This window comes from Mesorhizobium sp. M1004, assembly GCF_040318795.1.
Classification (GTDB): domain Bacteria; phylum Pseudomonadota; class Alphaproteobacteria; order Rhizobiales; family Rhizobiaceae; genus Mesorhizobium.
The window spans coordinates 67,497-91,597 of sequence record NZ_JAMYNB010000002.1; the positions used below are offsets into that span (position 1 = coordinate 67,497).

The 24,101-nt window shown below is 64.3% G+C and carries 20 protein-coding genes; 13 read left to right on the forward strand and 7 right to left on the reverse strand.

Features of this window, described 5'->3' with window-relative positions:
- Positions 1-63: 63 nt before the first annotated feature.
- Positions 64-678, reverse strand: coding sequence for a bifunctional nicotinamidase/pyrazinamidase (gene pncA, locus NKH54_RS04605; protein ID WP_023683560.1), 615 nt, complete (start codon positions 676-678; stop codon positions 64-66).
- Positions 679-959: 281 nt separating this feature from the next.
- On the opposite strand from pncA, the gene NKH54_RS04610 reads away from it, so the two are divergent.
- The 6 genes from NKH54_RS04610 to NKH54_RS04635 are packed head-to-tail and all read left to right on the forward strand — an operon-like array spanning position 960 to position 8,255.
- The gene (locus NKH54_RS04610; RefSeq protein ID WP_353027767.1) at positions 960-1,823 is read left to right on the forward strand and encodes an FAD binding domain-containing protein; all 864 of its coding nucleotides are present in this window, start codon (positions 960-962) and stop codon (positions 1,821-1,823) included.
- Positions 1,824-1,834: 11 nt separating this feature from the next.
- Entirely contained in the window at positions 1,835-4,798 is a 2,964-nt protein-coding gene (locus tag NKH54_RS04615; protein ID WP_031197791.1) for a molybdopterin-dependent oxidoreductase, read from the forward strand.
- Entirely contained in the window at positions 4,795-6,336 is a 1,542-nt protein-coding gene (locus NKH54_RS04620; protein WP_352545136.1) for a 6-hydroxynicotinate reductase, read from the forward strand. The genes NKH54_RS04615 and NKH54_RS04620 overlap by 4 nt, the downstream gene beginning before the upstream one ends.
- On the forward strand, positions 6,336-7,220 hold the full coding sequence (locus NKH54_RS04625) for a UPF0280 family protein (RefSeq protein ID WP_023729752.1): 885 nt from the start codon (positions 6,336-6,338) through the stop codon (positions 7,218-7,220). Before NKH54_RS04620 ends, NKH54_RS04625 begins: the two co-directional genes overlap by 1 nt.
- Complete coding sequence (locus NKH54_RS04630; protein WP_352545137.1) at positions 7,213-7,797, forward strand: amino acid synthesis family protein; 585 nt, start codon at positions 7,213-7,215, stop codon at positions 7,795-7,797. Before NKH54_RS04625 ends, NKH54_RS04630 begins: the two co-directional genes overlap by 8 nt.
- On the forward strand, positions 7,794-8,255 hold the full coding sequence (locus tag NKH54_RS04635) for a MarR family winged helix-turn-helix transcriptional regulator (protein ID WP_023671294.1): 462 nt from the start codon (positions 7,794-7,796) through the stop codon (positions 8,253-8,255). Before NKH54_RS04630 ends, NKH54_RS04635 begins: the two co-directional genes overlap by 4 nt.
- Positions 8,256-8,259: 4 nt before the next feature.
- On the opposite strand, the gene NKH54_RS04640 is transcribed toward NKH54_RS04635, so the two are convergent.
- Together NKH54_RS04640 and NKH54_RS04645 are read right to left on the reverse strand one after the other, a co-directional pair.
- On the reverse strand, positions 8,260-9,375 hold the full coding sequence (locus NKH54_RS04640) for an aminomethyl transferase family protein (protein ID WP_353027768.1): 1,116 nt from the start codon (positions 9,373-9,375) through the stop codon (positions 8,260-8,262).
- Between the two features lie 70 nt (positions 9,376-9,445).
- A complete protein-coding gene (locus NKH54_RS04645) occupies positions 9,446-10,216 on the reverse strand; it encodes an ABC transporter substrate-binding protein (protein ID WP_353027769.1) in 771 nt (256 codons plus the stop codon).
- 254 nt (positions 10,217-10,470) lie between these two features.
- On the opposite strand from NKH54_RS04645, the gene NKH54_RS04650 reads away from it, so the two are divergent.
- A complete protein-coding gene (locus NKH54_RS04650) occupies positions 10,471-11,361 on the forward strand; it encodes an SGNH/GDSL hydrolase family protein (RefSeq protein ID WP_023689203.1) in 891 nt (296 codons plus the stop codon).
- A 22-nt stretch (positions 11,362-11,383) separates the two neighbouring features.
- On the opposite strand, the gene NKH54_RS04655 is transcribed toward NKH54_RS04650, so the two are convergent.
- Together NKH54_RS04655 and NKH54_RS04660 are read right to left on the reverse strand one after the other, a co-directional pair.
- Positions 11,384-13,066 (reverse strand): hydantoinase B/oxoprolinase family protein, encoded by a 1,683-nt coding sequence (locus tag NKH54_RS04655; protein WP_353027770.1) that lies wholly within the window; start codon positions 13,064-13,066, stop codon positions 11,384-11,386.
- 1 nt (position 13,067) lies between these two features.
- On the reverse strand, positions 13,068-15,152 hold the full coding sequence (locus NKH54_RS04660; protein ID WP_353027771.1) for a hydantoinase/oxoprolinase family protein: 2,085 nt from the start codon (positions 15,150-15,152) through the stop codon (positions 13,068-13,070).
- A gap of 220 nt (positions 15,153-15,372) precedes the next feature.
- On the opposite strand from NKH54_RS04660, the gene NKH54_RS04665 reads away from it, so the two are divergent.
- From NKH54_RS04665 to NKH54_RS04685, 5 genes are all read left to right on the forward strand, one after another.
- On the forward strand, positions 15,373-16,200 hold the full coding sequence (locus NKH54_RS04665; protein ID WP_023683551.1) for a ferredoxin--NADP reductase: 828 nt from the start codon (positions 15,373-15,375) through the stop codon (positions 16,198-16,200).
- A 217-nt stretch (positions 16,201-16,417) separates the two neighbouring features.
- A complete protein-coding gene (gene deoC, locus NKH54_RS04670; protein WP_023703681.1) occupies positions 16,418-17,467 on the forward strand; it encodes a deoxyribose-phosphate aldolase in 1,050 nt (349 codons plus the stop codon).
- A gap of 226 nt (positions 17,468-17,693) precedes the next feature.
- The gene (locus NKH54_RS04675; RefSeq protein WP_353027772.1) at positions 17,694-20,066 is read left to right on the forward strand and encodes an aldehyde dehydrogenase family protein; all 2,373 of its coding nucleotides are present in this window, start codon (positions 17,694-17,696) and stop codon (positions 20,064-20,066) included.
- A 292-nt stretch (positions 20,067-20,358) separates the two neighbouring features.
- Complete coding sequence (locus NKH54_RS04680; protein WP_023695912.1) at positions 20,359-21,090, forward strand: SDR family oxidoreductase; 732 nt, start codon at positions 20,359-20,361, stop codon at positions 21,088-21,090.
- A gap of 146 nt (positions 21,091-21,236) precedes the next feature.
- A complete protein-coding gene (locus NKH54_RS04685) occupies positions 21,237-22,082 on the forward strand; it encodes a fumarylacetoacetate hydrolase family protein (protein ID WP_023671304.1) in 846 nt (281 codons plus the stop codon).
- A gap of 80 nt (positions 22,083-22,162) precedes the next feature.
- On the opposite strand, the gene NKH54_RS04690 is transcribed toward NKH54_RS04685, so the two are convergent.
- Positions 22,163-23,182, reverse strand: a complete 1,020-nt coding sequence (locus NKH54_RS04690) for an LLM class flavin-dependent oxidoreductase (protein WP_353027773.1) — start codon at positions 23,180-23,182, stop codon at positions 22,163-22,165.
- Between the two features lie 82 nt (positions 23,183-23,264).
- The gene (locus tag NKH54_RS04695) at positions 23,265-23,462 is read right to left on the reverse strand and encodes a hypothetical protein (RefSeq protein ID WP_155923605.1); all 198 of its coding nucleotides are present in this window, start codon (positions 23,460-23,462) and stop codon (positions 23,265-23,267) included.
- Between the two features lie 60 nt (positions 23,463-23,522).
- Between NKH54_RS04695 and msuE the strand changes: the two genes are divergently transcribed.
- The gene (gene msuE / locus NKH54_RS04700; protein WP_023683545.1) at positions 23,523-24,080 is read left to right on the forward strand and encodes an FMN reductase; all 558 of its coding nucleotides are present in this window, start codon (positions 23,523-23,525) and stop codon (positions 24,078-24,080) included.
- The last annotated feature ends 21 nt before the right edge of the window (positions 24,081-24,101 follow it).

Here is a 24,101-nt window from a genome sequence, read left to right on the forward strand (position 1 = left end):
AGTACACCTGCCGCGAAAGCCTTCCCCAACTGTGTGCAGCCCCCTCGATGCGTCACGATCCAGTCACTCCGAGATCGGGTCTTCGAGCTTCACCCCGGCATCGCGCATCCTCTTCAGCATCGCCTCGACCGAACCGTTTAGATCGATGCCGCGGCACGCGTCGAGCCGCACCGTCGTCTTGAAGCCTTGCTTGACCGCGTCGAGGGCCGAAAAGGCAACGCAGAAGTCGGTCGCCAGGCCAACCAGGGTCACACTGTCGATGCTGCGCTCCTTGAGGTAGCCGGCGAGCCCCGTCGGCGTCTTGTGGTCGTTCTCGAAGAAGGCGGAGTAGCTGTCGATATCAGGGCGAAATCCCTTGCGGATCACCAGCTCGGCCTTGGTCCAGGCGAGCCCCGAGTGAAAATCCGAGCCGAGGCTGCCCTGGATGCAATGGTCCGGCCACAGCGTCTGCGGCCCATAGGGCATCTCGATCGCGCTAAAGGGCTGCGCCCCCGGATGGCTGGAGGCAAAGCTCGAATGTCCGGCCGGGTGCCAGTCCTGCGTCAGCACGACATGCTCGGCATGCCGAATCAGATCGTTGACCAGCGGCACGATTTCGTCGCCGCCGGCAACCGCCAGTGCGCCGCCGGGGCAGAAGTCGTTTTGCAGGTCGATGACAACAAGCGCTTCGTCGGCCATGGCGCCTCTCCTCTTCTACGTCTCGAACGGGGGATCGAGTGAAATACGCCGCTGATGCGACCGGATGCTGAAACTTGACCGGATGGCCGCCTGCGTCAACCTCTGCAAGCGTAAGAAATGCTTGGCGGCCGGGTTCCCTTAAACTCCGGCTTTGACAATTTCCGCCAGCTTGATATCATTTGCATACGAATGAATTTGGCCTGATCAGACACTGGCGGGTTCGGGAAGTCCCCACCTTTGAAGGCCCCAATGGGAAGGCCGATTTTTTTGGAAGGCAAAGCGTGATCCGTTACGCGAAACCCACCACGCTCGACGAGGCGCTCGCTCTGCTGGGCGAGGGCGCCTGGCGCGTGCTTGCCGGCGGCACCGATTTCTATCCAGCGCAGGGCGCCAAACCGTTCCGCGACAATGTTCTCGATATTAACGGCCTGCACTCGCTGCGCGGCATTGCCGAGACCGAAACCCATTGGGTTTTGGGCGCCCGCGCCACCTGGACCGACCTTGTCCGCCATCCATTGCCGGCGGCTTTCGATGCGCTGAAGCAGGCCGCGCGCGAAGTGGGCTCCCTGCAGATCCAGAATGTCGCCTCGATCGCCGGCAATCTCTGCAATGCTTCGCCTGCCGCCGATGGCGTTCCGGGACTGCTGGTGCTGGACGCCGAGGTCGAGCTGCGCTCTGCAGCCGGGACGCGTCATCTGCCGCTGCAGGAGTTCATTCTCGGCAACCGCCGCACCGCGCTGCTACCGGGCGAGCTGGTTACCGCCATCCGGGTGCCGAAGCCCAGGGCCACCGGCACGTCGGCCTTCGTCAAGCTCGGTGCGCGGCGCTACCTCGTCATCTCCATCGCCATGGTGGCGGCGCGCCTCGTTGCCGAGGATGGCATGGTCATGGAAGCCGCTGTCGCGGTCGGGTCCTGCTCGGCCGTGGCCAAGCGGCTCGCCGCTGTCGAAGCCGTGCTGGTGGGCAAGCCTGTCGGCCCGGCACTCGCCGATGCGCTCCTGTCCGCGCCGATGGCCGAGCTCTCGCCGATTGCCGACGTGCGCGGCAGCGCCGAATACCGGCTCGACGCAGCGCGCGAGCTTGTCGCCCGCGCCGTGCTGAGGGCTTGCGGACTGACGAACGACAACAGCATGGTGGCGGCATGAGCCACTCCGAGATGATTGAAGCCCTGCCCGACCTCGTGCCGGGCGTCGGCCTCGATCGCGCCGAGATCGCCTTCGCCGTCAATGGCGCCGCCGTCTCGGTCAATGTGCCGCCGCTGCGCCGTCTGTCGCAGGTTTTGCGCGACGAATTGCAGCTGACGGGCACCAAGGTTGGCTGCGATGCCGGCGATTGCGGCGCCTGCACGGTGCTGGTCGACGGCGACGCCGTCTGCGCCTGCCTGATGCCGGCGGCCTCCGCAGCCGGGACGTCCGTAACGACCGTCGAAGGCCTCGCCAATGGCCGGCTCTCGGCTCTGCAGGCGTCCTTCCTGGCACATGGCGCCGCGCAATGCGGCATCTGCACGCCGGCGCTGCTGGTCGCGGCAACGGCGCTGGTGGATGGCACGCCGAATCCGACCGAGACCGAGGTGCAGGATGCGCTGGGTGGCATCCTGTGCCGTTGCACCGGGTACAGAAAGATCATTGCGGCAGTGATGGATGCGGGACGGTTCGAGACGTCGACCGACGGCGCTGCCCCTCATCCGCCTGCCGGCACCTTCACCCCGTATAGTGACGGGGAGAAGGGAAGTGCTCCAGCGCCGACGCTCCCCTCTCCCCGTTCTTCACGGGAAGAGGGTAAGGGTGAGGGGCAGCGCCAACGTCATTCGTTGGAATTCAACTTTGAACGTAGAATGCCAACCACAGGGAATGCTGTAGGCGCCTCCCCGGTCCGGCTCGACGGCGTGCCAAAAGTCACCGGCGCTGAAAAATTCGGCGCCGATGCCTTTCCCGCCGATGCGCTGGCCGTGCTGGTGGTCCGCTCGCCGCATTATCATGCCGGCTTCGCCTTCGGCGACCTGGAGGGCTGGGTGAAGTCGCATCCCGGCATCGCCGGCGTCTTCACCGCCGCCGACATTCCGGGAAAAAACTGTTTCGGCGTCATCGGTCCGTTTGCCGACCAGCCGGCGCTGGCCGAAGGCTTTGCGCGGCTGCGCGGCGAGGCAGTGGCGCTGGTCGCCGGCGAGCGCGAGGCCATGCTCGATCTCGACCTCCAGGATTTCCCGGTCCGCTGGACCGAGCTGCCGCATTTTCTGCAGCCCGGCGACGCGCAGGCAGAAGGGGCGGCGCTCATCCACGCGAACCGCCCGGCCAATTTGTTGACCAAGGGCTTTGTCGAGCGCGGCGACCCCGAGGCGGCGCTTGGCGAGGCTGCCTTCACAGTGTCCGGTGCCATCGACACCTCCTATGTCGAGCACGCCTATATCGAGCCGGAAGCCGGCCATGCCTACATGGACGGCGACACGCTGGTCGTCGTCGCCTGCACCCAGGCCCCCTACATGGATCGCGACGAAACGGCGAAGGTGCTCGGTCTTGCCGTCGACAAGGTGCGCATCGTGCCGACCGCGACCGGCGGCGGCTTCGGCTCGAAACTGGACGTTTCACTGCAGCCGCTCATCGGCCTTGTGGCACTGAAAACCGGCCGGCCGGCGGCGCTTGCCTACACCCGCACCGAATCGATGATGTCGACCACCAAGCGCCACCCCGCCGAGATGAAGGCGACGATCGGCACTGACGCCGAGGGCCATGTCACCGGCATGATCTTTTCCGGCGATTTCAACACCGGCGCCTATGCCAGCTGGGGCCCGACCGTCGCCAACCGCGTGCCGGTGCATGCCTCCGGTCCCTATGCGACGCCGAATTACCGCGCCGAAGGCCGCGCCATCCACACCCACGGGCCGATTTCCGGCGCCTTCCGCGGCTTCGGCGTGCCGCAGGCGACGATCATGCAGGAGACGCTCTATGATGAGCTCGCCGGCAAGCTGGGCATGGACCGGCTCGATTTTCGGCTGAAGAACTGCCTTCGGAACGGATCCGAAACGGTTACCGGACAGCGACTGGAGTCGGGCGTCGGCATATTCGAGTGCCTCGACTCCTTGCGGCCGCATTGGGCTCGCGCGAAGGCCGACGCAGATACATTCAACAATGCCAATACGAGCAAAAAGCGCGGCGTCGGCATCGCGTCCTGCTGGTATGGCTGCGGCAACACCTCGCTGCCCAATCCGTCGACCATCCGGGTCGGTATCTCGCCAGAGGGGGAGGTCATCCTGCATCAGGGCGCCGTCGATATCGGCCAGGGCTCCAACACCGTCATTGCCCAGATCTGCGCCGACGCACTTGACCTGCCGCTGGAAAAATTCAAGCTGAGAAGCGCCGACACCGCGATCAGCCCGGACGCCGGCAAAACATCGGCCTCGCGCCAGACTTTTGTCACCGGCAAGGCGGCCGAAAAAGCCGGCCGCGCCTTGCGCGAAAAGATCCTGCGCTTTGCCAATGTCTCGGAGAACGCGGCCCTGCAATTGGACGGTCCGGTGATCGTCATTCGTGAGGGCGAAGCCACTCGGCGTATCGATCTCGCCGCGCTCGATGTCGATGCGGACAGTTTCGTCTTTCGCGCTGAGGAGACCTACGATCCGCCGACGCTGCCGCTCGATGCCAAGGGCCAGGGCAAGCCTTACGCCGTCTACGGCTATGGCGCGCAGATCGCCGAACTCGAGGTCGACCTCAAGCTCGGCACGGTGAAGCTCTTGAAAATCACCGCCGCGCACGATGTCGGCAAGGCTATCAACCCGCTGCTGGTCGAAGGCCAGATCGAAGGCGGCATCGCGCAAGGCATCGGCATGGCGCTGATGGAGGAATACATCCCCGGCCGCACCGAGAATTTGCACGACTATCTCATCCCGACCATCGGCGATGTGCCTGAGATCGAGCACATATTGATCGAGGTTCCCGATCCGGAGGGACCGTTCGGCGCCAAGGGCCTGGGCGAGCATGTGCTGATCCCGACCGCGCCCGCCATCCTCAACGCCATACGCCACGCCACCGGCGTTCTCATCACCAAGGTTCCGGCGACGCCGACGCGCATCCGCGCCGCCATCCGCGAAAAAGATGGCATCCGCGACAAGGAGGCACGCCGATGAGCGAGCTTGCCGAACGCTTCGAAACCCACGATCCGGGCGAAAAGCTGGTGGCGGAAAAGATCCGCTGCGATGCCTGTCCGGTGATGTGCTACATCGCCGATGGCCGCACCGGCGCCTGCGACCGCTACGGCAATGTCGGTGGCCGAATCGTGCGCATGGACCCGCTGACCATCCTCGACCATGCGGCAGAGAGTGGCGCCGCGGTCGTGCCCTTCACCGCCGAGGGCGAGCAATGGGACGGCGAACTGGTCAACACCGGCCGCCGCTTCGTCACTGCGATCGGCGCCGGCACCACCTATCCCGACTACAAGCCGGCCCCCTTCATCGTCAGCCAGGAGGTCGAGGGCGTCGATCTGGTGACCGTGGTCACCGAAGGCATTTTTTCGTACTGCGGCGTCAAGGTGAAGATCGACACCGACCGCCATCTCGGTCCCGAAACGGCAATCGTGCGCGCGCAAGGCGAGCCGATCGGCCACGTCACGACAGGCGAGTATGGCTCGCAGATGCTGTCGCTGGGCGGCGTGCATCATCTGACCGGCGGCTCCAAGGGCGAAGGCCGGGCAACCTGTGACGCGATGCTCAGTCTGTGCAATCGCAAGCCGGTCGAACTGACCATCGATGGCGGCGCCACCATCATCGTCGAAGCCGGCAAACCACCTGTCATCGACGGCAAGCAGGAACACCGTATGCGGGTCGGCTGCGGCTCGGCCACGATCGGCATGTTCGCCACGCAATGGCGCGGCCTAGTCGACGAGGTGGTGGTGGTCGACGACCACATCACCGGCGTCGTCTCCGAGCATCAGGCCGGCAAGGTGCTGGGCTGGCAGGACACCGGCATCAAGATCATCGGCCGCCGTTCGACGCCGGGCCGCTATTTCAAGGTTTCCGAGCCCGGCCTCGGCTGGGGCGGCACCTCGATTTCCGACCCGCTGTCGATCCTCGGCGGATGGAACGCCAAGAAGGGCGCCCGCCCCGGCCTGTCGCTGCTGATGGTGTCGACCACCGGCGAGCAGTTCGCCTATTACGAGCTCGACGACGAGTTGAAGCCGGTGGAAAAACCGTTCCCCGAGCGGCTGCAGAAATCGGTCGGCCTGATCGAGGACAATTGCGAGCCGGCGCTCTGCACCGTGCTGTTCATCGGCGGCGCCGGCGGTTCGCTGCGCGCCGGCGTCACCGAAAACCCGGTCAATCTCACCCGCTCGGTGCAGGGCTTGAATACCTATGTTACCGTTGGCGGCGCGCCGGTCTATGTCTGGCCGGGCGGCGGCATCACGCTGATGGTCGACGTCATGCGCGTGCCGGAAGGCGCCTTCGGCTATGTGCCGACGCCGGCGCTGGTGGCGCCGATCGAATTCACGCTACGCCGCGACGACTATGTCCGGCTGGGCGGCTACGAGGCCGAGATACGCAGCGTCGAGGATATCGTTGCCAAAGGCGGCGAATATCTCAACCCGCGCCGCGGCTCAGGCGCCGAGGCCCACAATCCATGGCCGCCGCTGGCGCAGTTGCGCCGCGTCGGCTCGAACGGGGCCTCTTGATGCAAGGCCCGCAAGTCCACTGGCTGCAGGACGGCAAGCGGCTGCACCTCAACCACGGGCCGATCGACCTGATCGTCGAAGCCTTTGGTGAGGCGGCTGAGTGTCGTGCCGCCTACGATCAGGCGATCGAGCGCTTCCAGACGATCCTGATCGAGTTGGTCGAGGAGCTTCCCGAATTGCGGCTGCCGGCATTTTTCCTGGCGCCGCGCACCTTCGCCGGCCCGACCGCGCGGCGCATGGAAGCAGCCGTCATGCCGTTGGCGGAATGCTTCATCACGCCGATGGCCGCCGTCGCGGGATCGGTAGCCGACGAAATGCTCTCGGCATTGCTTGCCGGTCGCAAGCTCGACCGGGCCTATGTCAACAATGGCGGCGACAGCGCCCTCCATATCGGCAAGGGCCAGTCGATGAACCTGGCGATCGCCGGCACCGGCAACGGCATGGCCGACCGCCTCACCATTCGCTCGGCGGACGGCGTGCGCGGCGTCGCCACCAGCGGCTGGCGCGGCCGTTCGTTCTCGCTTGGCATTGCCGACGCCGTCACCGTGCTGGCGCACACCGGCGCCGAGGCCGATGCGGCCGCGACACTCATTGCCAACGCCGTCGACCTGCCCGGCAATCCCGCCATCAAGCGCATTCCCGCGCAGGACTTGGCGCCCGACAGCGATCTCGGCGCGCGGCTGGTGACACAAGCCGTCGGCATGCTCGCGCGTGGCGATGTGGAGCGGGCGCTGGACAATGGCCTTGCCGTCGCCGAAGATTTTCGCCGGCGCGGCCTGATTGCCGCATCGGCGCTGTTTCTAGGTGGGGAAGCCCGCATCAGTGGTTCCATGGCGCTTGCCGCGCCCAACAAAAATCCAGGGAAGGAAGTTGCCCATGCCTGAGTTTCCGATCCGCAAGATCGCGGTTCTGACCGAAGAGATCTTTCACGATGGCGGGCCGGTCGCTGCTCTGCCGCGCCGCCGCGCTGCAGCCGTGGCGCTGGTGAAGAACCCGTTCGCCGGCCGCTACGTCGAAGAACTGCAGAGCGCCATGGACGATCTGAAGCCGCTTGGCCTGCTGCTCACCGACAAGCTCATTGCCGCATTGGGTGGCGACATCAAGCAGATCGACGCCTACGGCAAGGGCACCATCGTCGGCTCGTCGGGGGAGCTGGAGCACGGCGCGCTGTGGCACGTTCCTGGCGGCTACGCCATGCGCGAGCGGCTGGGCGACGCCAAGGCGATCGTGCCGTCGGCAACCAAGGTCGGGGCGTTCGGCTCGCGGCTCGACGTGCCGCTCGGCCACACCAACGCCGCCTATGTCCGCAGCCATTTCGACGCCATGGAGGTCGGCATCAGCGACGGGCCGCGTGCCGACGAAATCCTGTTTTGCCTCGCCATGAGCTGCGGCCCGCGCGTGCATGACCGCATGGGCGGCCTGGCTGCAGGCGACATCAAGGTCTGGGATGGCTTGCGATGAGCGGCGGGGACAATCTGCTGAAACTGGTCGAGGCCGAAGAGCCCGACGAACATGACTACCGCCTGCAGGAGCAGGTCGGCTTCATCCTGCGCAAGGCGCATCAGCGCCATGTCTCGATCTTTGCCGCCCAGATCAGCGACCTGACGCCGCCGCAATTCGCTGCACTTGCCAAGCTGCACGATGTCGGCGAGACCTCGCAGAACCAGTTGGGCACGCTGATCGCCATGGATGCGGCGACGGTCAAGGGCGTCATCGACCGGCTGAAGGCGCGAGGCCTGGTAGACCTGACCAAGCACGAGGTCGACAAGAGGCGGCTGCTGGTCAACCTCACGCCAGAGGGACGCGAGGCGATCGAACGGCTGATCCCGTTGGCCCGCGCCATCACCCAGGAAACGCTGGCGCCGCTGACCGCCAAGGAAGCGGCCACCTTTATGCGGCTGCTGGCAAAGTTGGCCTGAGCAATCAGGCGCGCAGTCTCGTGCCTTCTGGATCGAAGAACGGCATCGGCGCCACCACCGCGCGTGTCCGCTTGCCGTCAATGTCGATGCTGAGTTCGGTGCCGATGGCGGTGAACGGCAGCCGCAGATGCGCGGTCGCCAGCACCTTGCCCAGCGAATAGCCGTGATCGCTGTAGGTGACGACGCCGGCATCCTCGCCGTCGGCGAAAACCCTGGCATCCGTCGCGGCCGGCTTGTCACCGTCGAGAATCAGCCCGGTCCAGCGTTCGTCGAGCCCCTTGCCGCGAATTGTGAGCAATGCCTCGCGGCCGATGAACTCGCCCTTGTCGAACTTGATCCAGCGATCGAGCCCGACATGGAAGGGCGTACGGCTCTCGTCCATGTCGATGCCATGCGCCGGATAGGCCTTTTCCAGCCCGAGCGTGAACATGGCCAGCACGCCGTATGGCTTCAGGCCGAAATCGCTACCGGTCCGCATCAGCGCGTCCCAGACGGAAGTGGCCTCGTCCGCCGGCACGAACAGTTCGAAGCCGAGCTCGCCGGTCACCCCGGTGCGTGAGATCAGGACTTTGGTCTCGCTGACGCGCCCTGAAGTGAACGCCCAGCGTTTCAACTCATCGAGATCGGCATCCGAAACCAGTGCTTTCAGCAGCTCGCGTGAGCGCGGCCCCTGTATGGTCGGGAAGGCGACGGCCGCGGTGATGTCGGTGACATAGGCCTTTCGCGCTTCAGCATGATGCTGCAGCCAGGGCAGCATCTTCAGCCGGTTGACCGAACCGGTCACCAGCATGAAATGCTCCGATCCCAGCCGGAACACGGTGAGGTCGTCCATGATGCCGCCATCGTCGCGGCAGACGGTGGAATAGCGCACCTGGCCGGGGCTCATCGCGGCCGCATCGTTGACGATGATGTGGTTGACCAGCGCCTCGGCTTCCGCCCCCTTGATGTCCATCTTGCCCATGGTGCTGAGATCCTGCACGCCGACATTCTTGCGCGTGTTCAGATGCTCGTCGGCGATGCCGGAATAAGTTTTGGCCGAGACGAAGTCGCCGCCGACCCGGCCCATCGTGGCGCCGAGGCCAACGATGCTGGTGTAGAAAGGGGAGCGCCGCTCAACCAAGAAACTTCTCCGTCATCTCATGAAAACGGCAGCGCCGGGTGGCGCTGCCGAGGTCGGGTTGGCTGAGGGATTAACCCCCGTAGACGTCGAAGGCGAAGTACTTGTCGTTGATTTCCTTGTACTTGCCGTTGGCGCGCAGCGCCTCGATTGCGGTATTGAACTTGTCGGCCAGTTCCTTGTTGCCCTTTTGCAGGGCGATGCCGACGCCGGGGCCGTGAATGGCCGGATCGGCGGTCAGCGTGCCGAGCAATTTGCAGCAGGCGCCGTCGGGCTTCTTCAGCCATTCGGTCAGGATGATCGAGCCGTCCATCATCGCGTCGAGCCGGCCATTGGCCATGTCGGTGCGGGCGTCGTCGCCGGTCGGATAGGCCTTGACGGTCGAGCCGGAGTATTTCTGCTCGGCGAAATTCTGGTGGATGGTGGCGCTCTGAACGCCGAGCACCTTGCCCTTCAGGTCGTCAGGCGACGTCCCGGCGATGGTCGAATCCTTCGGCACGGCGATGGCCGGCGGCGTCTGGTAGTATTTGTGCGTGAACTCCACCTTCTCGGCGCGTTCCGGCGTGATGGTGATATTGATGATGGCGTCGAACTTGCCGGCCTGCAGCGCCGGGATCGAGCCATCGAAATCCTGCACGGAGAATTCGCACTCGGCCTTCATCTCGGCGCACAGCGCCTTGCCGAGGTCGATGTCGAAGCCGCCCAGCGTGCCGTCCGAATTGGCATAGTTGAAGGGCGGATAGGCGCCCTCGGTCCCGATCCTGAGTTTCTCGGCGGAGGCAGCACCGGTCCCAAGCAGCAGGGCGGCGGAAGCGGCAAGCACGAAACGACCGAAAAGACGCATGCTCCTGATCTCCGTTGACTAAGCAATTCCAGGGAAGGTGTTGGCGGTTTCCCGTCCGGAATTGCGCGAAAACAAGGATAGAAGTCTATGGTCTTTTGCAGGCCCCACGGAGACGGAAACGACATGCTCTGCGGCGATCACGGCGTGGCAAGCCGTCCTTCCCCAGGAATCTTACTGTGATCTAAATTACAGACCGATCATGGACATGGGCGCATGCTCAGCTGGAAGTAGACGGTCGTGGGAGGGACCTGGGGATGGACCAGCAGGAATTCGTGCAGGAAGCCGCGCAGCGGCGCATAGACGACGACATCGCCAAGCGCATCAGGGTTCACCAGGCCAACATCGAGCGGCTCGAAACCGCAAGGGAAAGTGCCGGCAATCTCGAGGCGGCCGTCGCCAACCGGCCGCTGGTGATGCTGGCGCAGGGCGATTCCTGGTTCGACTATCCGCTGACCGGGAACGGATTTCCGTTCGTCGACACCGATGTGATCGCGCAGCTGCGCCGCATCGGCTCGATGCCGCCGACCATCCTCAACCTTGCCCATCATGGCGATGCGGCGACCGACGAGATGTCGCTGCCCAAGCAGCAGCGCATGATCGCCGCCCTGCGCAACAAGGCCAACTGGCTGGACGGCAAGCCCGATGCCATCCTGTTCTCTGCCGGTGGCAACGACATTGCCGGCGACCAGTTCTGCATCTTCCTCGACTTCAATGACGGCCACGCCCCCGGGCTGAACAAGAACCGCTTCACCAAGGCGCTCGGCATGGTCGAGGCCTGCTATCTCGATTTGTTCGCGCTGCGCGACCGCGTCGCGCCAGGCGTGCCGATCTTTGGCCATTGCTATGATTTTCCGATCCCGAACGGAGCGCATCCGTCCTGTGTCGGCCCGTGGCTGAAACCGTCGCTCGATTTCTGCAACTGGACGGTCGCCAAGGGCACGGTCATCGTTCACGACGCGCTGGCGGCGTTCCGCGATGTGGTGAAGCGCCTGGCCGACGATCCCAACAACAATTTCCATCTGGTCGACACGCAGGGAACGTTGAAGGTGGCCGACTGGGCCAACGAACTGCATCCCGATCCCGCCGGCTTCAAGAAGATCGCGCAAAAATTCGCCGATGCGCTGAAGGCCAAGCTGCAGACCTGACGCGGCTCGGGCCTGTCGGCTGTCAGGTTCCGAACAGCTCTTTGGCTTGTTCATCGGTGTAGTAACCAAGCCTGATGTCTTCGGCGACCAGTTTCGGGTCGCGCTCACGCGGATCGCCATAGCCGCCGCCCCCGGGCGTGCCGACGCGCACGCGGTCGCCGGCCTTGAGCGCGATGTCCTGTTCCTTGGACAGATGCGGCGGTACGTGGGCTTCGCCGCCGCGGAACACGGTCACCGTGTTCACCGCGCCGTCCTTGCCGCCGAGCGCGCCTTGCGGGCCGAAACGGCCATGGTCCATGACGAAGGACGCGCGCGCCTCGCCTCGCAAGATCTCGACCTCATAGGCGAGGCCAAAACCGCCGCGCTGCTTGCCGGCGCCGCCCGAGCCTTCGCGCAAGGCATAGTGGCGGTAGAGAACCGGAAATGCCTGCTCCATGATCTCGACCGGCGGTGATTTGGAAATGCCGATGGTCGAGCAGCCATTGGTCAGCCCGTCATGGTCTGAATTGCCGCCATAGCCGCCGCCGGAGATCTGATACATCACATAGTCGCGGCCGCGCGCCGGATCGTTGCCGCCCAGCGCGAAATTGCCGCTGGAGCCGGCGGGCGCGGCCGTCACCTTGTCTGGCAGCGCCTGCACCATCGCGGCGAACACCGCCTCGGCGATGCGCTGCGAGACTTCAGCCGCGCAGCCCGAGACCGGCCGCGGGTATTTGGCGTCGAGGAAGGTGCCTTCCGGCCGCTTGACGATCAGGGGCTCGAAGGCGCCGGCGCTGATCGGCACATCAGGAAAAATATGGCGCATGGCGAGATAGACCGACGACAATGTCGTCGCCAGCACGCTGTTCATCGGCCCCGCGCATGGTTTTGACGAGCCGGTAAAATCGAAGGTCAGCGTGTCGCCCTGCTTCTCGACGGCGAGCGCGATGGTCAGCGGTTCGTTGACCACGCCGTCCGAGTCGACAAAGGCCTTCGAACTGTATGTGCCGTCGGGAATGGCGGAGATGTTGGCGCGCATCTGCTCGGCGGCGCGGCGACGCAGTTCGGCGATGGCCCCGACGACAGTTTCGTCGCCGTAACGATCGAGGATTCCATTGAGCCGGTCCTGACCGATCAGCAGTGCTGCGGCCTGCGCTCTTATATCGCCGATGCGCTGGTCGGCGACGCGGATGTTGGAGCAGATGATGGCGTAGATTTCCGTGTCCAGCACGCCCTTCTTGAACAGCTTGACCGGCGGCAGCCGCAGGCCTTCCTGCTCGACGGCTGTGGCGGAAGCGGAGAAGCCGCCCGGCACCGAGCCACCGATATCGGGCCAGTGGCCGGTATTCGATAGCCAGCAAAATATCTTGCCGTCGCGGTAGACCGGCATGGCGAAGCGCACGTCCATCAGATGCGTGCCGCCGAGATAGGGATCGTTGACGATGTAGATGTCGCCGGGTTCCGGCGGCAGGCAGCGGCCGTTGGCGATCATCTCGATCACCGTCCTGGTCGAATACTGCATGACGCCGACGAACACCGGCAGGCCCTGGCTGCCTTGTGCGATCAACGAGCCGTCGACGGCGGAGTAGATGCCGTCGGAGCGGTCATTGGCTTCGGCGATGACAGGCGAGAAGGCAGCGCGGGAGAAAGTAAGATCCATCTCGTCGCAGACCTGCTGCAAGGCTGCCTGCAGGACCGAAAGCGTGATGGCGTCGAGCTTTTGCATCTCAGGCCTCGCCTATATCGATGATGATGTTGCCGTCGGCGTCCGATCTTGCGCGGTCGCCGGGTTCGAGCACGGTGGTGGCGTCCATCTGTTCGAGGATCGCCGGCCCTTCGATGACGGCATCGGGCGGCAACTTTTCGCGTGCGTATATCGGCGTATCGTGCCAGCGCCCTGCGTACCAGACAGGCCTTGTTTCGCGCAGCGCCTCGTCTAGCGTCTTTGTACGTCCGGCCGGGTCGATCAGCCGTGACAGGTCGATCGCCGGCCGCACGCCCGTCACCGACGTGTTGAGGTTGACCAGATTGGCGCGGATCTCCGGCAACTCGACCTTGAAGCGGGCGAAATAGGCTTTTTCGAACAGCGCCTGCAACTCTTGCCTTGTCACCGATGAAGACGGCAGCGCCACGTTGATGATGTGGGTTTGGCCGACGAACTGCATGTCGGCAGAGTGCGTGACGCGGATCGTTTCCGGCTTCACCGCTTCCTTGCCGATCAGTTCCTCGCCTTCCCCGCGGTGACGTTCCAGCACCTCGCGAAGCCTGGCTTCATCGAGCACGGCGACCGGCTGGTTGATGGTGTTGACGAAGTCATGGCGCAGATCGGCCACGACGCAGCCGAGCGCATTGGTGATGCCCGGACGCGCCGGCACCAGCACACGGGGCAGGCCGAGTTCGCGCGCCAGGGCGGAGGCATGCAGCGGCCCGGCGCCACCGAAGGCGAACAGCGCGAAATCGCGCGGATCATGGCCGCGCGACACCGAGACCATGCGGATGGCGCCGGCCATTTTCATGTTGCCGAGCCGCAGGATTGCACCCGCCGCCTCGACGCCGGAGAGGCCGGTGGCCTTGCCTATTCTGTCTTCGAAGATCCCGGTGACCCGCTCGACGGTGACCGGATTTTCGACCGCCAGCAGCTTCTTCGGCGCCAGCCGCCCGAGCACCAGATTGGCATCGGTGATGGTCGGCTCGGCTCCACCACGACCGTAGCAGATCGGGCCGGGATTGGCGCCAGCACTTTCCGGGCCGATCTGGATCAGGCCGGCCGCATCGACGCGGGCGATCGAGCCGCCGCCGGCACCGACCGTATGCACCGCCACCATCGGCACGTGGATCGGCATCGCATATTCGATCTCGATCTCGTTGGAGACCGCCGGCTCGGCGTTGCGGATCAGCGCCACATCGGTCGAGGTGCCGCCCATGTCGTAGGTGACGAGGTTTTCAAAGCCGGCGCGCTTGCCCGTATAGGCGGCGGCGATGACGCCGGAAGCCGGGCCGGACATCACGGTCTTGGCCGATTCGCGGGTGACGAAACGGGCCGAGATCATGCCGCCATTGCCGTTCATGATCAGGAAGTCGCGGGCATAGCCCTTGGCGGCCAATTCCTTGCGCAGCCGCTCGACATAACGCTCGAGGATCGGCTGCACCGAGGCGTTGACCGCGGCGGTAACGCCGCGCTCGAATTCGCGGGCTTCCGACAGCAGCGCATGGCCAGTCGTGATGTAGCCGTTCGGCCAAAGCTCGGCGGCGATTTCGGCCGCGCGCCGCTCATGTCCAGGGTTGGCGTAGGAATGCAGGAAATGGATGACGAGGGACTCGCAGCCGGCCCCGATCAGCGTCTTCACGGCGTCGCGCATCTCGGCCTCGTCGAGCGGCGTGCGCACCGCGCCCGACGCCTCGACGCGCTCCGACACTTCGAGCCGGAGATCGCGCGGGATGATCGGAACGAAGCTTCCGGTCATGCCATAGGGCTGCGGCCGTGTGCGGCGGCCAAGCTCGATCACGTCGCGAAAACCGCGCGTGGTGATCATGCCGGTTTTCGCCAGCCTGCGTTCCAGCACCGCATTGGTGGTGGTGGTCGTGCCATGCACGATGAGGTCGATGCCGTCTATGGCAAAGCCTGTGGCGCCCAGCGCTGAAACCACGCCGAACGCCTGATTGTCGACCGTCGTCGGCGTCTTGGCGATATGCACCTTTCCGCCGTCATTTCCGTCGATCAAAATGAGGTCGGTGAAGGTTCCGCCAACATCGATGCCGGCAACGACGTGACCCAGGGAATCCGGTTGTTGCACCGAAAAATTCTCTTTCATTGTCGAAATCCGAAATGGCGGAACTACGAATATGCCGCAGTTTGGAAAGCTGTTTTAGCGTGGTATCTTGACACAAATATCGTTTGTATACTAATAAATCTGAGACACAAGAGCTCACTGCTTTGGAGTGTGTGAACGGCACGCCGGGACCTGAAGGGTCTGGGCGCGCAGGAAACGGTTTGGCGCCCGCACAGGCGTGGGCAAGACAGAGTTGGATTTGATGAACACCACATCCGCACTCAACACAGCCGGCGCCCGTCCGCTGCAGTTTCCGATTCCGGCCAATGTCTATGCCGAAACCGTCGTCTCGGTGAAGCATTACACCGACCGCCTGTTCTCGTTCCGCATCACCCGTCCGCAGTCGCTGCGCTTCCGCTCCGGCGAGTTCGTCATGATCGGGCTGCCCAATGCCGAAAAGCCGGTGTACCGCGCCTATTCGGTGGCAAGCCCGGCCTGGGACGAAGAGCTGGAATTCTTCTCCATCAAGGTGCCGGACGGTCCGCTGACCTCCGAACTGCAGAAGATCCAGGTCGGCGACACCGTCATCATGCGCCAGAAGTCGACCGGCACGCTGGTCGTCGACGCGCTGACCCCGGCAAAGCGCCTGTTCATGATCTCGACCGGCACCGGCATTGCGCCCTTCGCCAGCCTTCTGCGCGACCCCGATACCTACGAAAAATTCGATCAGGTCATCCTGACCCACACCTGCCGCGACAATGCCGAACTGACCTATGGCCAGGAGCTGGTGGCGGCGCTCGAGAACGATCCGCTGATCGGCGAACTTACCGGCGGCCGGGTCACGCTCTACAACTCAACGACCCGCGAAGAATCGGCGCGCATGGGCCGCATCACGGCGCTGATCGGCTCCGGCAAATTCTACGCCGACCTCGGCATCGAGAAGCTCAATCCGGAGACGGACCGCATCATGATCTGCGGCTCGATGCATATGCTGAAGGACGTCAAGGAAATGGCCGAAAGCCTCGGCTTCCATGAGGGCTCGCTCAGCCATCCCTCGACCTTCGTCGTCGAGCGCGCTTTCGTCGGCTGACATCAGCCGGCGCTTCGGCGCCTGCTTCTCGATTGGAATTTTGACCATGCGGTCAGATTCAGCTGCTTTCGCCGCCTTTTTCCGCTATGACCGCTTGAAGGACTCGTGAAGCGATGCTTCACGGGCTATCTTCGGTGTGCGTCGCCTAAAGCCGCCGTGCGGTCCGGGAGCAACGACACGCACCACGACGTAAAATCGTCGAGCGAAAGGGCAGGAGATGAGCAGCACAATCCGCGAAGCCGATCTCGGCGCGTCCAAGGTCACGCCGCTGCCGGCACGTGCGGCCGCCAACACGCCCGTGCCGCAATCGCATGGCATCGCCCGCAACACCGGCATGCGGCTCGATCTCGGCTTCATGGAATCGGTGCGCTCGGTCAACCGCTCGGCGCTGGAACGCAGGGTCGCCAGCCTCACAAAGCGGCGCTCGATCAAGGCTGACAACCAGGCCGCATGGCTGCTGCGCGCGGTCTCCTGCATGGATTTGACGACGCTGAATTCCAACGACACCGAAGAGCGCGTGCGCCGCCTGTGCGCCAAGGCGATCAACCCGTTCCGCCGCGACATCGTCGAGGGGCTTGGCATCGAGGGCGAAAAAATCCGGCCGGCAGCGGTCTGCGTCTATCATCCATTCGTCGCGACGGCTGTTGATGCCGTGCGCGGCACCGGCATCCATGTCGCCGCCGTCTCCACCGCTTTCCCGCACGGCCTTGCGCCGCTGTCGACCCGCCTGCAGGAGATCGAGGCTTCGGTGCGCGACGGCGCCGACGAGATCGACGTCGTCATCCCGCGCGGCCTCGTCTTCGGCGCCAAATGGCAGGAGCTCTACAACGAGATCGTCTCGATGCGCGAAGCCTGCGGCGATGCGCATTTGAAGGTCATCCTCGGCACCGGCGACCTCGCCACGTTGCGAAATGTCATGCTGGCCTCGATGGTGGCGATGATGGCCGGCGCCGATTTCATCAAGACCTCGACCGGCAAGGAAAGCGTCAACGCCACACTGCCCGTCGGCCTTGCCATGGTGCGCGCGATCCGAGCCTATTTCGAGGAGACCGGCTTTCTCATCGGCTTCAAGCCGGCCGGCGGCATCTCTACAGCCAAGGCTTCGCTCGACTGGCTGGTGCTGATGAAGGAGGAGCTCGGCCGGCCATGGCTGGAGCCAGACCTGTTCCGCTTCGGCGCCTCGAGCCTGCTGACCGATATCGAGCGCCAGCTCGAGCATCATCTGACCGGGCATTATTCGGCCAACCACCGCCACGCAATGGCGTGAGGCGGGTGAAGGCCTTGAACGCCGAGTTTTTTCGCGCCCCCCTCTGTCCTCCCGGACATCTCCCCCACCTGGGGGGAGATTGGCTATCATTGACGATTTCGCCAGTCGTCGACGTTTCGAAGCCGACAGGCGCGAAGGCTAATCTCCCTCCTTGTGGGGGAGATGTCCGGCAGGACAGAGGGGGGCGCCACAGAGCGCCTGCCAAGACGATTATCTGGAGCGCGTCATGAACATTCTCGAACGCTATCACGCCATGGAATACGGCCCGGCGCCGGAAGCCCGCACCGAGGCCGATGCCTGGCTTGCCGGACGCGATTTCGGCAAGGCGCTGTTCATCGATGGCGGCTGGAAGGCGGCCGCCAGCGGCAAGACTTTCGAGACCAGCGAACCCTCCTCCGGCAAGCTACTGGCCAAGATCTCCGATGCCGGCGCCGCCGATATCGACGCAGCCGTTGCCGCAGCCACCAAGGCGTTGCCGAAATGGTCGGCGTCCTCCGGCTACCAGCGCGCAAAAGTGCTCTATGCCATCGGCCGCGCCATGCAGCGCCATCAGCGCCTGCTCGCGGTGTTGGAATCCATCGACAATGGCAAGCCGATCCGCGAAAGCCGCGACATCGACGTGCCGCTGGCCATCCGCCATTTCATCCATCACGCCGGCTGGGCGCAGGCTCTAGACAAGGATTTCCCCGGCCACAAGGGCGTCGGTGTCGTCGGCCAGATCATTCCGTGGAATTTCCCGCTGCTGATGCTGGCCTGGAAGATCGCGCCGGCGCTCGCCGCCGGCTGCACGGTGGTGCTGAAGCCGGCCGAGTTCACGCCGCTCACGGCCATCCTGTTCGCCGAGATCTGCGAGCGCGCCGGCGTGCCCAAGGGCGTCGTCAACATCGTCCAGGGTGGACCTGAAGCGGGCGTCGCCATCGTCAACCATCCCGGCGTCCAGAAGATCGCCTTCACCGGCTCCTCGGAAGTCGGCAAGATCATCAGGAAAGCCACGGCCGGATCGGGCAAGAAACTGTCTCTGGAACTCGGCGGCAAGTCGGCCTTCATCGTCTTCGAGGACGCCGATCTCGACAGCGCCGTCGAAGGACTGGTCGACGGCATCTGGTTCAACCAGGGCCAGGTCTGCTGCGCCGGGTCACGGCTTCTGGTGCAGGAAGGCATTGCCGATGCCTTGATCGCCAAGGTCAAGGTCAGGATGAGCCGGCTTCGCGTCGGCAGCCCGCTCGACAAGAACACCGATATCGGCCCGCTGGTCGACGCCACACAGCTCGACCGCGTCAAGGGCCTGGTCGCAGAAGGCGCCAGACAGGGCGCCGTCTGCTGGCAGCCCGACGCAGTGCTGCCGTCTTCCGGCTACTACCACCTGCCGACGCTCGCCACCGGTGTTTCGCCGGCAAATATATTGGCGCAGGAAGAGGTGTTCGGTCCGGTTCTGGCCACCATGACCTTCCGCAACACCGAGGAAGCGATCGAGCTTGCCAACAACACGCGCTATGGGCTGGCCGCCTCGGTGTGGAGCGAAAACATCAATCTCGCGCTGCATGTCGCGCCGCAATTGAAGGCCGGCGTCGTCTGGGTCAACGGCACCAACATGTTCGACGCCGCCTGCGGCTTCGGCGGCTATCGCGAAAGCGGCTTTGGCCGCGAGGGCGGGCGCGAGGGCATGTTCGAATATCTCTCGGCAAAACTGCCGCTTGGTCCCGTGATCAAGCCGGCGACCTCTTCGGCGCAGCCCGTCGAGCAATCGGATGGCGGCGCCATCGATCGTACGGCCAAACTGTTCATCGGCGGCAAGCAGGTGCGGCCCGATGGTAATTATTCGCTTTCTGTCGCCACTGCCAGGGGCAAGCTGGCCGGCGAAGTCGGTCTCGGCAGCCGCAAGGACATCCGCGACGCCGTTGCCGCCGCCCGCGCCTGCAAGGCCTGGACGGAAGCGACCGCCTACAACCGTTCCCAGGTGCTCTTTTATCTCGCCGAAAACCTGTCCGGCCGCACCGGCGAATTTACCGCACGCTTGTCCGAACTGACCGGCGCCAACGCCAAGGCCGCGCGGGAGGAAGTGGAACAATCGATCGAGCGCCTGTTCCTCTATGCCGGCCTTGCCGACAAGTATGAGGGCAGGGTGCATCAGCCACCGGCCCGCGCCGTCACGCTCGCTTTGCACGAGCCGGTCGGCGTCCTCGGCATCGTCGCCCCGGACAGCGCGCCGCTGCTCGGCTTGATCTCCCTGATCGCACCTGCGCTTGCCATGGGCAACACGGTGGTGGCCGTGCCGTCGGAAAAATACCCGCTGCTTGCCACCGATCTCTACCAGGTGATCGAATATTCCGACGTTCCGGCAGGCGCCATCAACATCGTCACCGGCCGCACGGCGGAGCTTGCCGGCGTGCTGGCCAAGCATGACGATGTCGACGGGCTCTGGCTGTTTGCCGATGCCGACACTTGCGCCAAGGCGGAGGCCGATTCCGTCGGCAATCTCAAGCGCGTCTGGACCGGCAACGGCCGCAGCCTCGACTGGGCGTCCGACGAGGCCGCCGGCGATGCCCTGCTGCGCCGCGCCGTCGAAGTGAAGAACGTCTGGGTGCCATACGGCGACTAATGCCGCCGAAGCGCGCTGTGCTTGAGTGAACCATGGCAGCGTGACTCGTTGTCCGGTTGTCATACATGTTGTTGCATCAGAGCAAGCGATGTGCATTACATCAGCCGTCGCGAAGGTGATCGCGTTCGGGCTTGACGCTTGGACATGTGTTCTTTAACCAGAAAAAACATTTGTTATTTAAGGACTGATGGATTGTGCAGGCCGCATAGTCGCGCCTGTCTGGCACAGGACGCCCCAGTCAGCCGGCAGTAAATCGGGCCGAGCAGTGGCCAAAGAGGGCGAGGAGAAACGCATGGCGGATCTAGCAGGCAAGGTCGTTGTCGTCACCGCGGCGGCACAAGGCATCGGCAGAGCGAGCGCATTGGCCTTCGCCAAGGCAGGTGCCATCGTGCACGCCACCGACATCAACGAGGCGCTGCTGGCCGAACTCGCCAAGACCTCCGGCATCAAGACCCGCAAGCTCGACGTTCTCAACGACGATGCGGTGGCATCCGGCTTCGCCGAAATCGGCCGCGTCGACGTGCTGTTCAACTGCGCCGGCTTCGTCCATTCCGGGTCCATCCTCGAGATGAAGGATGCCGATCTCGACTTCGCCTTCAACCTCAATGTCCGCGCCATGATCCGCACCATTCGGGCGGTACTGCCCGGCATGCTGGAGCGCGGCGATGGCTCGATCATCAACATGTCGTCCGTCGCCGGCGCCGGCAAGGGCGTGCCCAACCGCTTCGCCTATGGCGTCTCCAAGGCGGCCGTGATCGGTCTCACCAAGGCGGTTGCCGCGGACTATGTCGCCAAGGGCATTCGCTGCAACGCCATCTGCCCCGGCACCGTAGAGAGCCCGTCGCTGCAGGACCGCATGCATGCGCAGGGCGATTACGAGGCGGCCCGCGCAGCCTTCATTGCCCGCCAGCCGATGGGCCGTCTCGGCACGCCCGAGGAAATCGCCGACCTTGCCGTCTACCTCGCCGGCGCCACTTACACCTCGGGGCAGGCCTATAATATCGACGGCGGCTGGTCGATCTGAGCATAGTCTCGATACGCAGGTTCCGGGTCGACCAGTCCTAAAGTCCGGCTTGCCCCAGGTCGGATCCGTTAGCCAGAGTCGGCCAGTCCTCGTCGCTATGGCAGAGTGAGTTGAAAACGGCCTTGGGCCGCAATTTGGAGAGCAAGATGAAACTGCTGCGCTATGGCGAGATAGGGAGCGAACGCCCCGGCCTGCTCGATGCGGATGGAACGATCCGCGATCTTTCGGGTCATGTCACCGACATTGCCGGCAAGGCGCTCGATCCGGCGTCGCTCGAGACATTGTCGAAGCTCGATCCGAACTCGCTGCCGGCGGTTTCCGGCAAGCCGCGCCTCGGCGCCTGCGTCGCAGGCACGGGCAAGTTCATCTGCATCGGCCTGAATTATTCCGACCATGCCGCCGAAACCGGCGCCACCGTGCCGCCGGAGCCGATCATCTTCATGAAGGCGAGCTCGGCCATTGTCGGTCCCGACGATGACGTGCTGATCCCGCGCGGTTCGGAAAAGACCGACTGGGAGGTTGAACTCGCCGTGGTCATCGGCAGAAAAGCCAAATATGTCAGCGAAGCCGAGGCGCTGGATTATGTCGCCGGCTATGCCGTTGCCCATGACGTGTCCGAGCGAGCCTTCCAGGCCGAGCGCCAGGGCCAGTGGACCAAGGGCAAGAGCTGCGACACGTTCGGTCCGACCGGGCCGTGGCTTGTCACCAAGGACGAGGTTGCCGATCCGCAGAACCTCAAAATGTGGCTGACGGTCAACGGCAAGACGATGCAGAACGGCTCGACCAGGACCATGGTCTACGGCGTCGCCTATCTCGTTTCCTATCTCAGCCAGTTCATGTCGCTGCATCCTGGCGACATCATCTCCACCGGCACCCCGCCCGGCGTTGGGCTGGGCATGAAGCCGCCGGTGTTCTTGAAGGCTGGCGATGTGGTGGAACTGGGCATCGAGGGGCTCGGCCAGCAGAAGCAGACCTTCAAGGCGGATGTTTAGCCATCTCTTCTCTTGAGCGTTTCACCGTTTGGCGGCGAAACGCTCAATCTCTTTGTTTCCCCGGCGGCTGGCGCCACTTGTCAGCGCCAGCCGAGAGCCGGCGCGACGTGCTTCAGGATCGCCTCGATGACGTGGGCGTTGTACTCGACGCCGAGCTGGTTGGGGACGGTCAGAAGCAGCGTGTCGGCCTCGGCGATCGCTTCGTCCTCTTTCAGCTGATCGATCAGCACATCGGGCTCCGCGGCATAGGAGCGGCCGAAGACGGCAAGCTTCTCAGGCTCGATATAGCCGAAATGATCTTCGCTGCTGCCGCCGCCGAAATAGGCGCGGTCGCGGTCGTTCACCAGCGCAAAGATGCTGCGGCTGACCGACACGCGCGGCTCGCGCGCACGGCCGGCCTCCTTCCACGCCGCGCGATAAGCGCGGATCTGTTCGGCCTGCTGGATGTGGAGCGGCTGGCCGCTCTCATCGAACTTCAGCGTCGAACTTTGCAGGTTCATGCCGAGCTTGCCCGCCCATTCGGCGGTCGCGTTGGTAGCGGCGCCCCACCAGATCCGGTCGCGCAGGCCGGCCGAGAATGGCTCGAGCCGCAGCATTCCCGGAGGATTGGGGAACATCGGCCGCGGATTGGGTTGCGCGAAACCTTCGCCGCGCAGCACATTCAGGAAAACCTCGGCATGATTGCGCGCCATGTCGGCATCGCTTTTGCCGTCCTGCGGCACGTAGCCGAAGTAGCGCCAGCCCTCGATCACCTGCTCCGGCGAACCGCGGCTGATGCCAAGCTGCAGCCGGCCACCGGCGATCAGGTCGGCAGCACCCGCATCCTCGGCCATATACAGCGGATTCTCATAGCGCATGTCGATGACGGCGGTGCCGATCTCGATGCGGCTGGTGCGGGCGCCGACCGCAGCCAGAAGCGGAAACGGCGAAGCGAGCTGGCGGGCAAAATGATGGACGCGGAAATAGGCGCCGTCCGCGCCCAGCTCCTCGGCGGCGACGGCCAGGTCGATCGACTGCAGCAGCGCGTCGGACGCTGAGCGCGTCTGCGATTGCGACGAGGGCGACCAATGGCCGAAGGAAAGAAAGCCGATCTTCTTCATGCGCGCATCCTGTTCTTTGATTCCAGTTGCCTACTTCGTCGCCCACGCGATCGGGTTCAATCGACACTCACACAACGCAGTGTCAATGCCGCCGGCCCTTGACGGTTTCGCGACGATACCCATCGGTGCGCAAAGGACCAAGGCCATGGTCCCCGGCGATGCCTTGCGCGACCGCGTCAGCATCTGCCGCGGCGCTTTTGGGGCCAAATGAACCAACCAAAGGCGATGTACCGCAAACTCCATTCGCTTCAGAGCCCGGTTTTGAAATCTTCTCGCTCATTTAATTCTACAAAATCGGTAGGCTTAATGCGGATAGTGCGTTTGCGAGAAGGAGCCTCGGATGTCAAAAAAGCTGGTGGTGGGGTTGTCCGGCAACCTGACCCGTCCGTCAAAGACGAAGGCATTCGTCAGCCACATCGCCGGTGAGGTGGCGAGCCGGGCCGGCTCGGCTTTGAGCGTTTTCGACATCGAGGATCTCGGCCCGTCCTTTGCGCCTGCAAGACAGCTTGGCGATCTCGATCCGGCGGCGCGCGGTATTATCGAGCAGCTGCTCGGCGCCGACGTGCTGGTGGTCGGCTCCCCGACCTTCAAGGGCAGCTACACCGGGCTGTTCAAGCACTTCTTCGACCTGCTCGACCCGTCGTCGCTGCGCGGCAAGCCGATCATCCTGGCGGCAACAGGCGGCGGCGAGCGTCATTCGCTTGTCGTCGAACACCAGTTGCGGCCGTTGTTCGGCTTCTTCGAGGCGCAGACCCTGCCGACCGCGATCTACGCCTCGGACAAGGACTTTGCCGATGGCGTGCTGGTGTCAGAGGCAGTCAAGGCGCGAGCCCGGCAGGCGGTCGCCGAGGCATGCCGGGTGGCCGGCGTGCCCTACAGCGTCGTCCTTGCCGCCTGAACCACGATCCGCGACGCAATA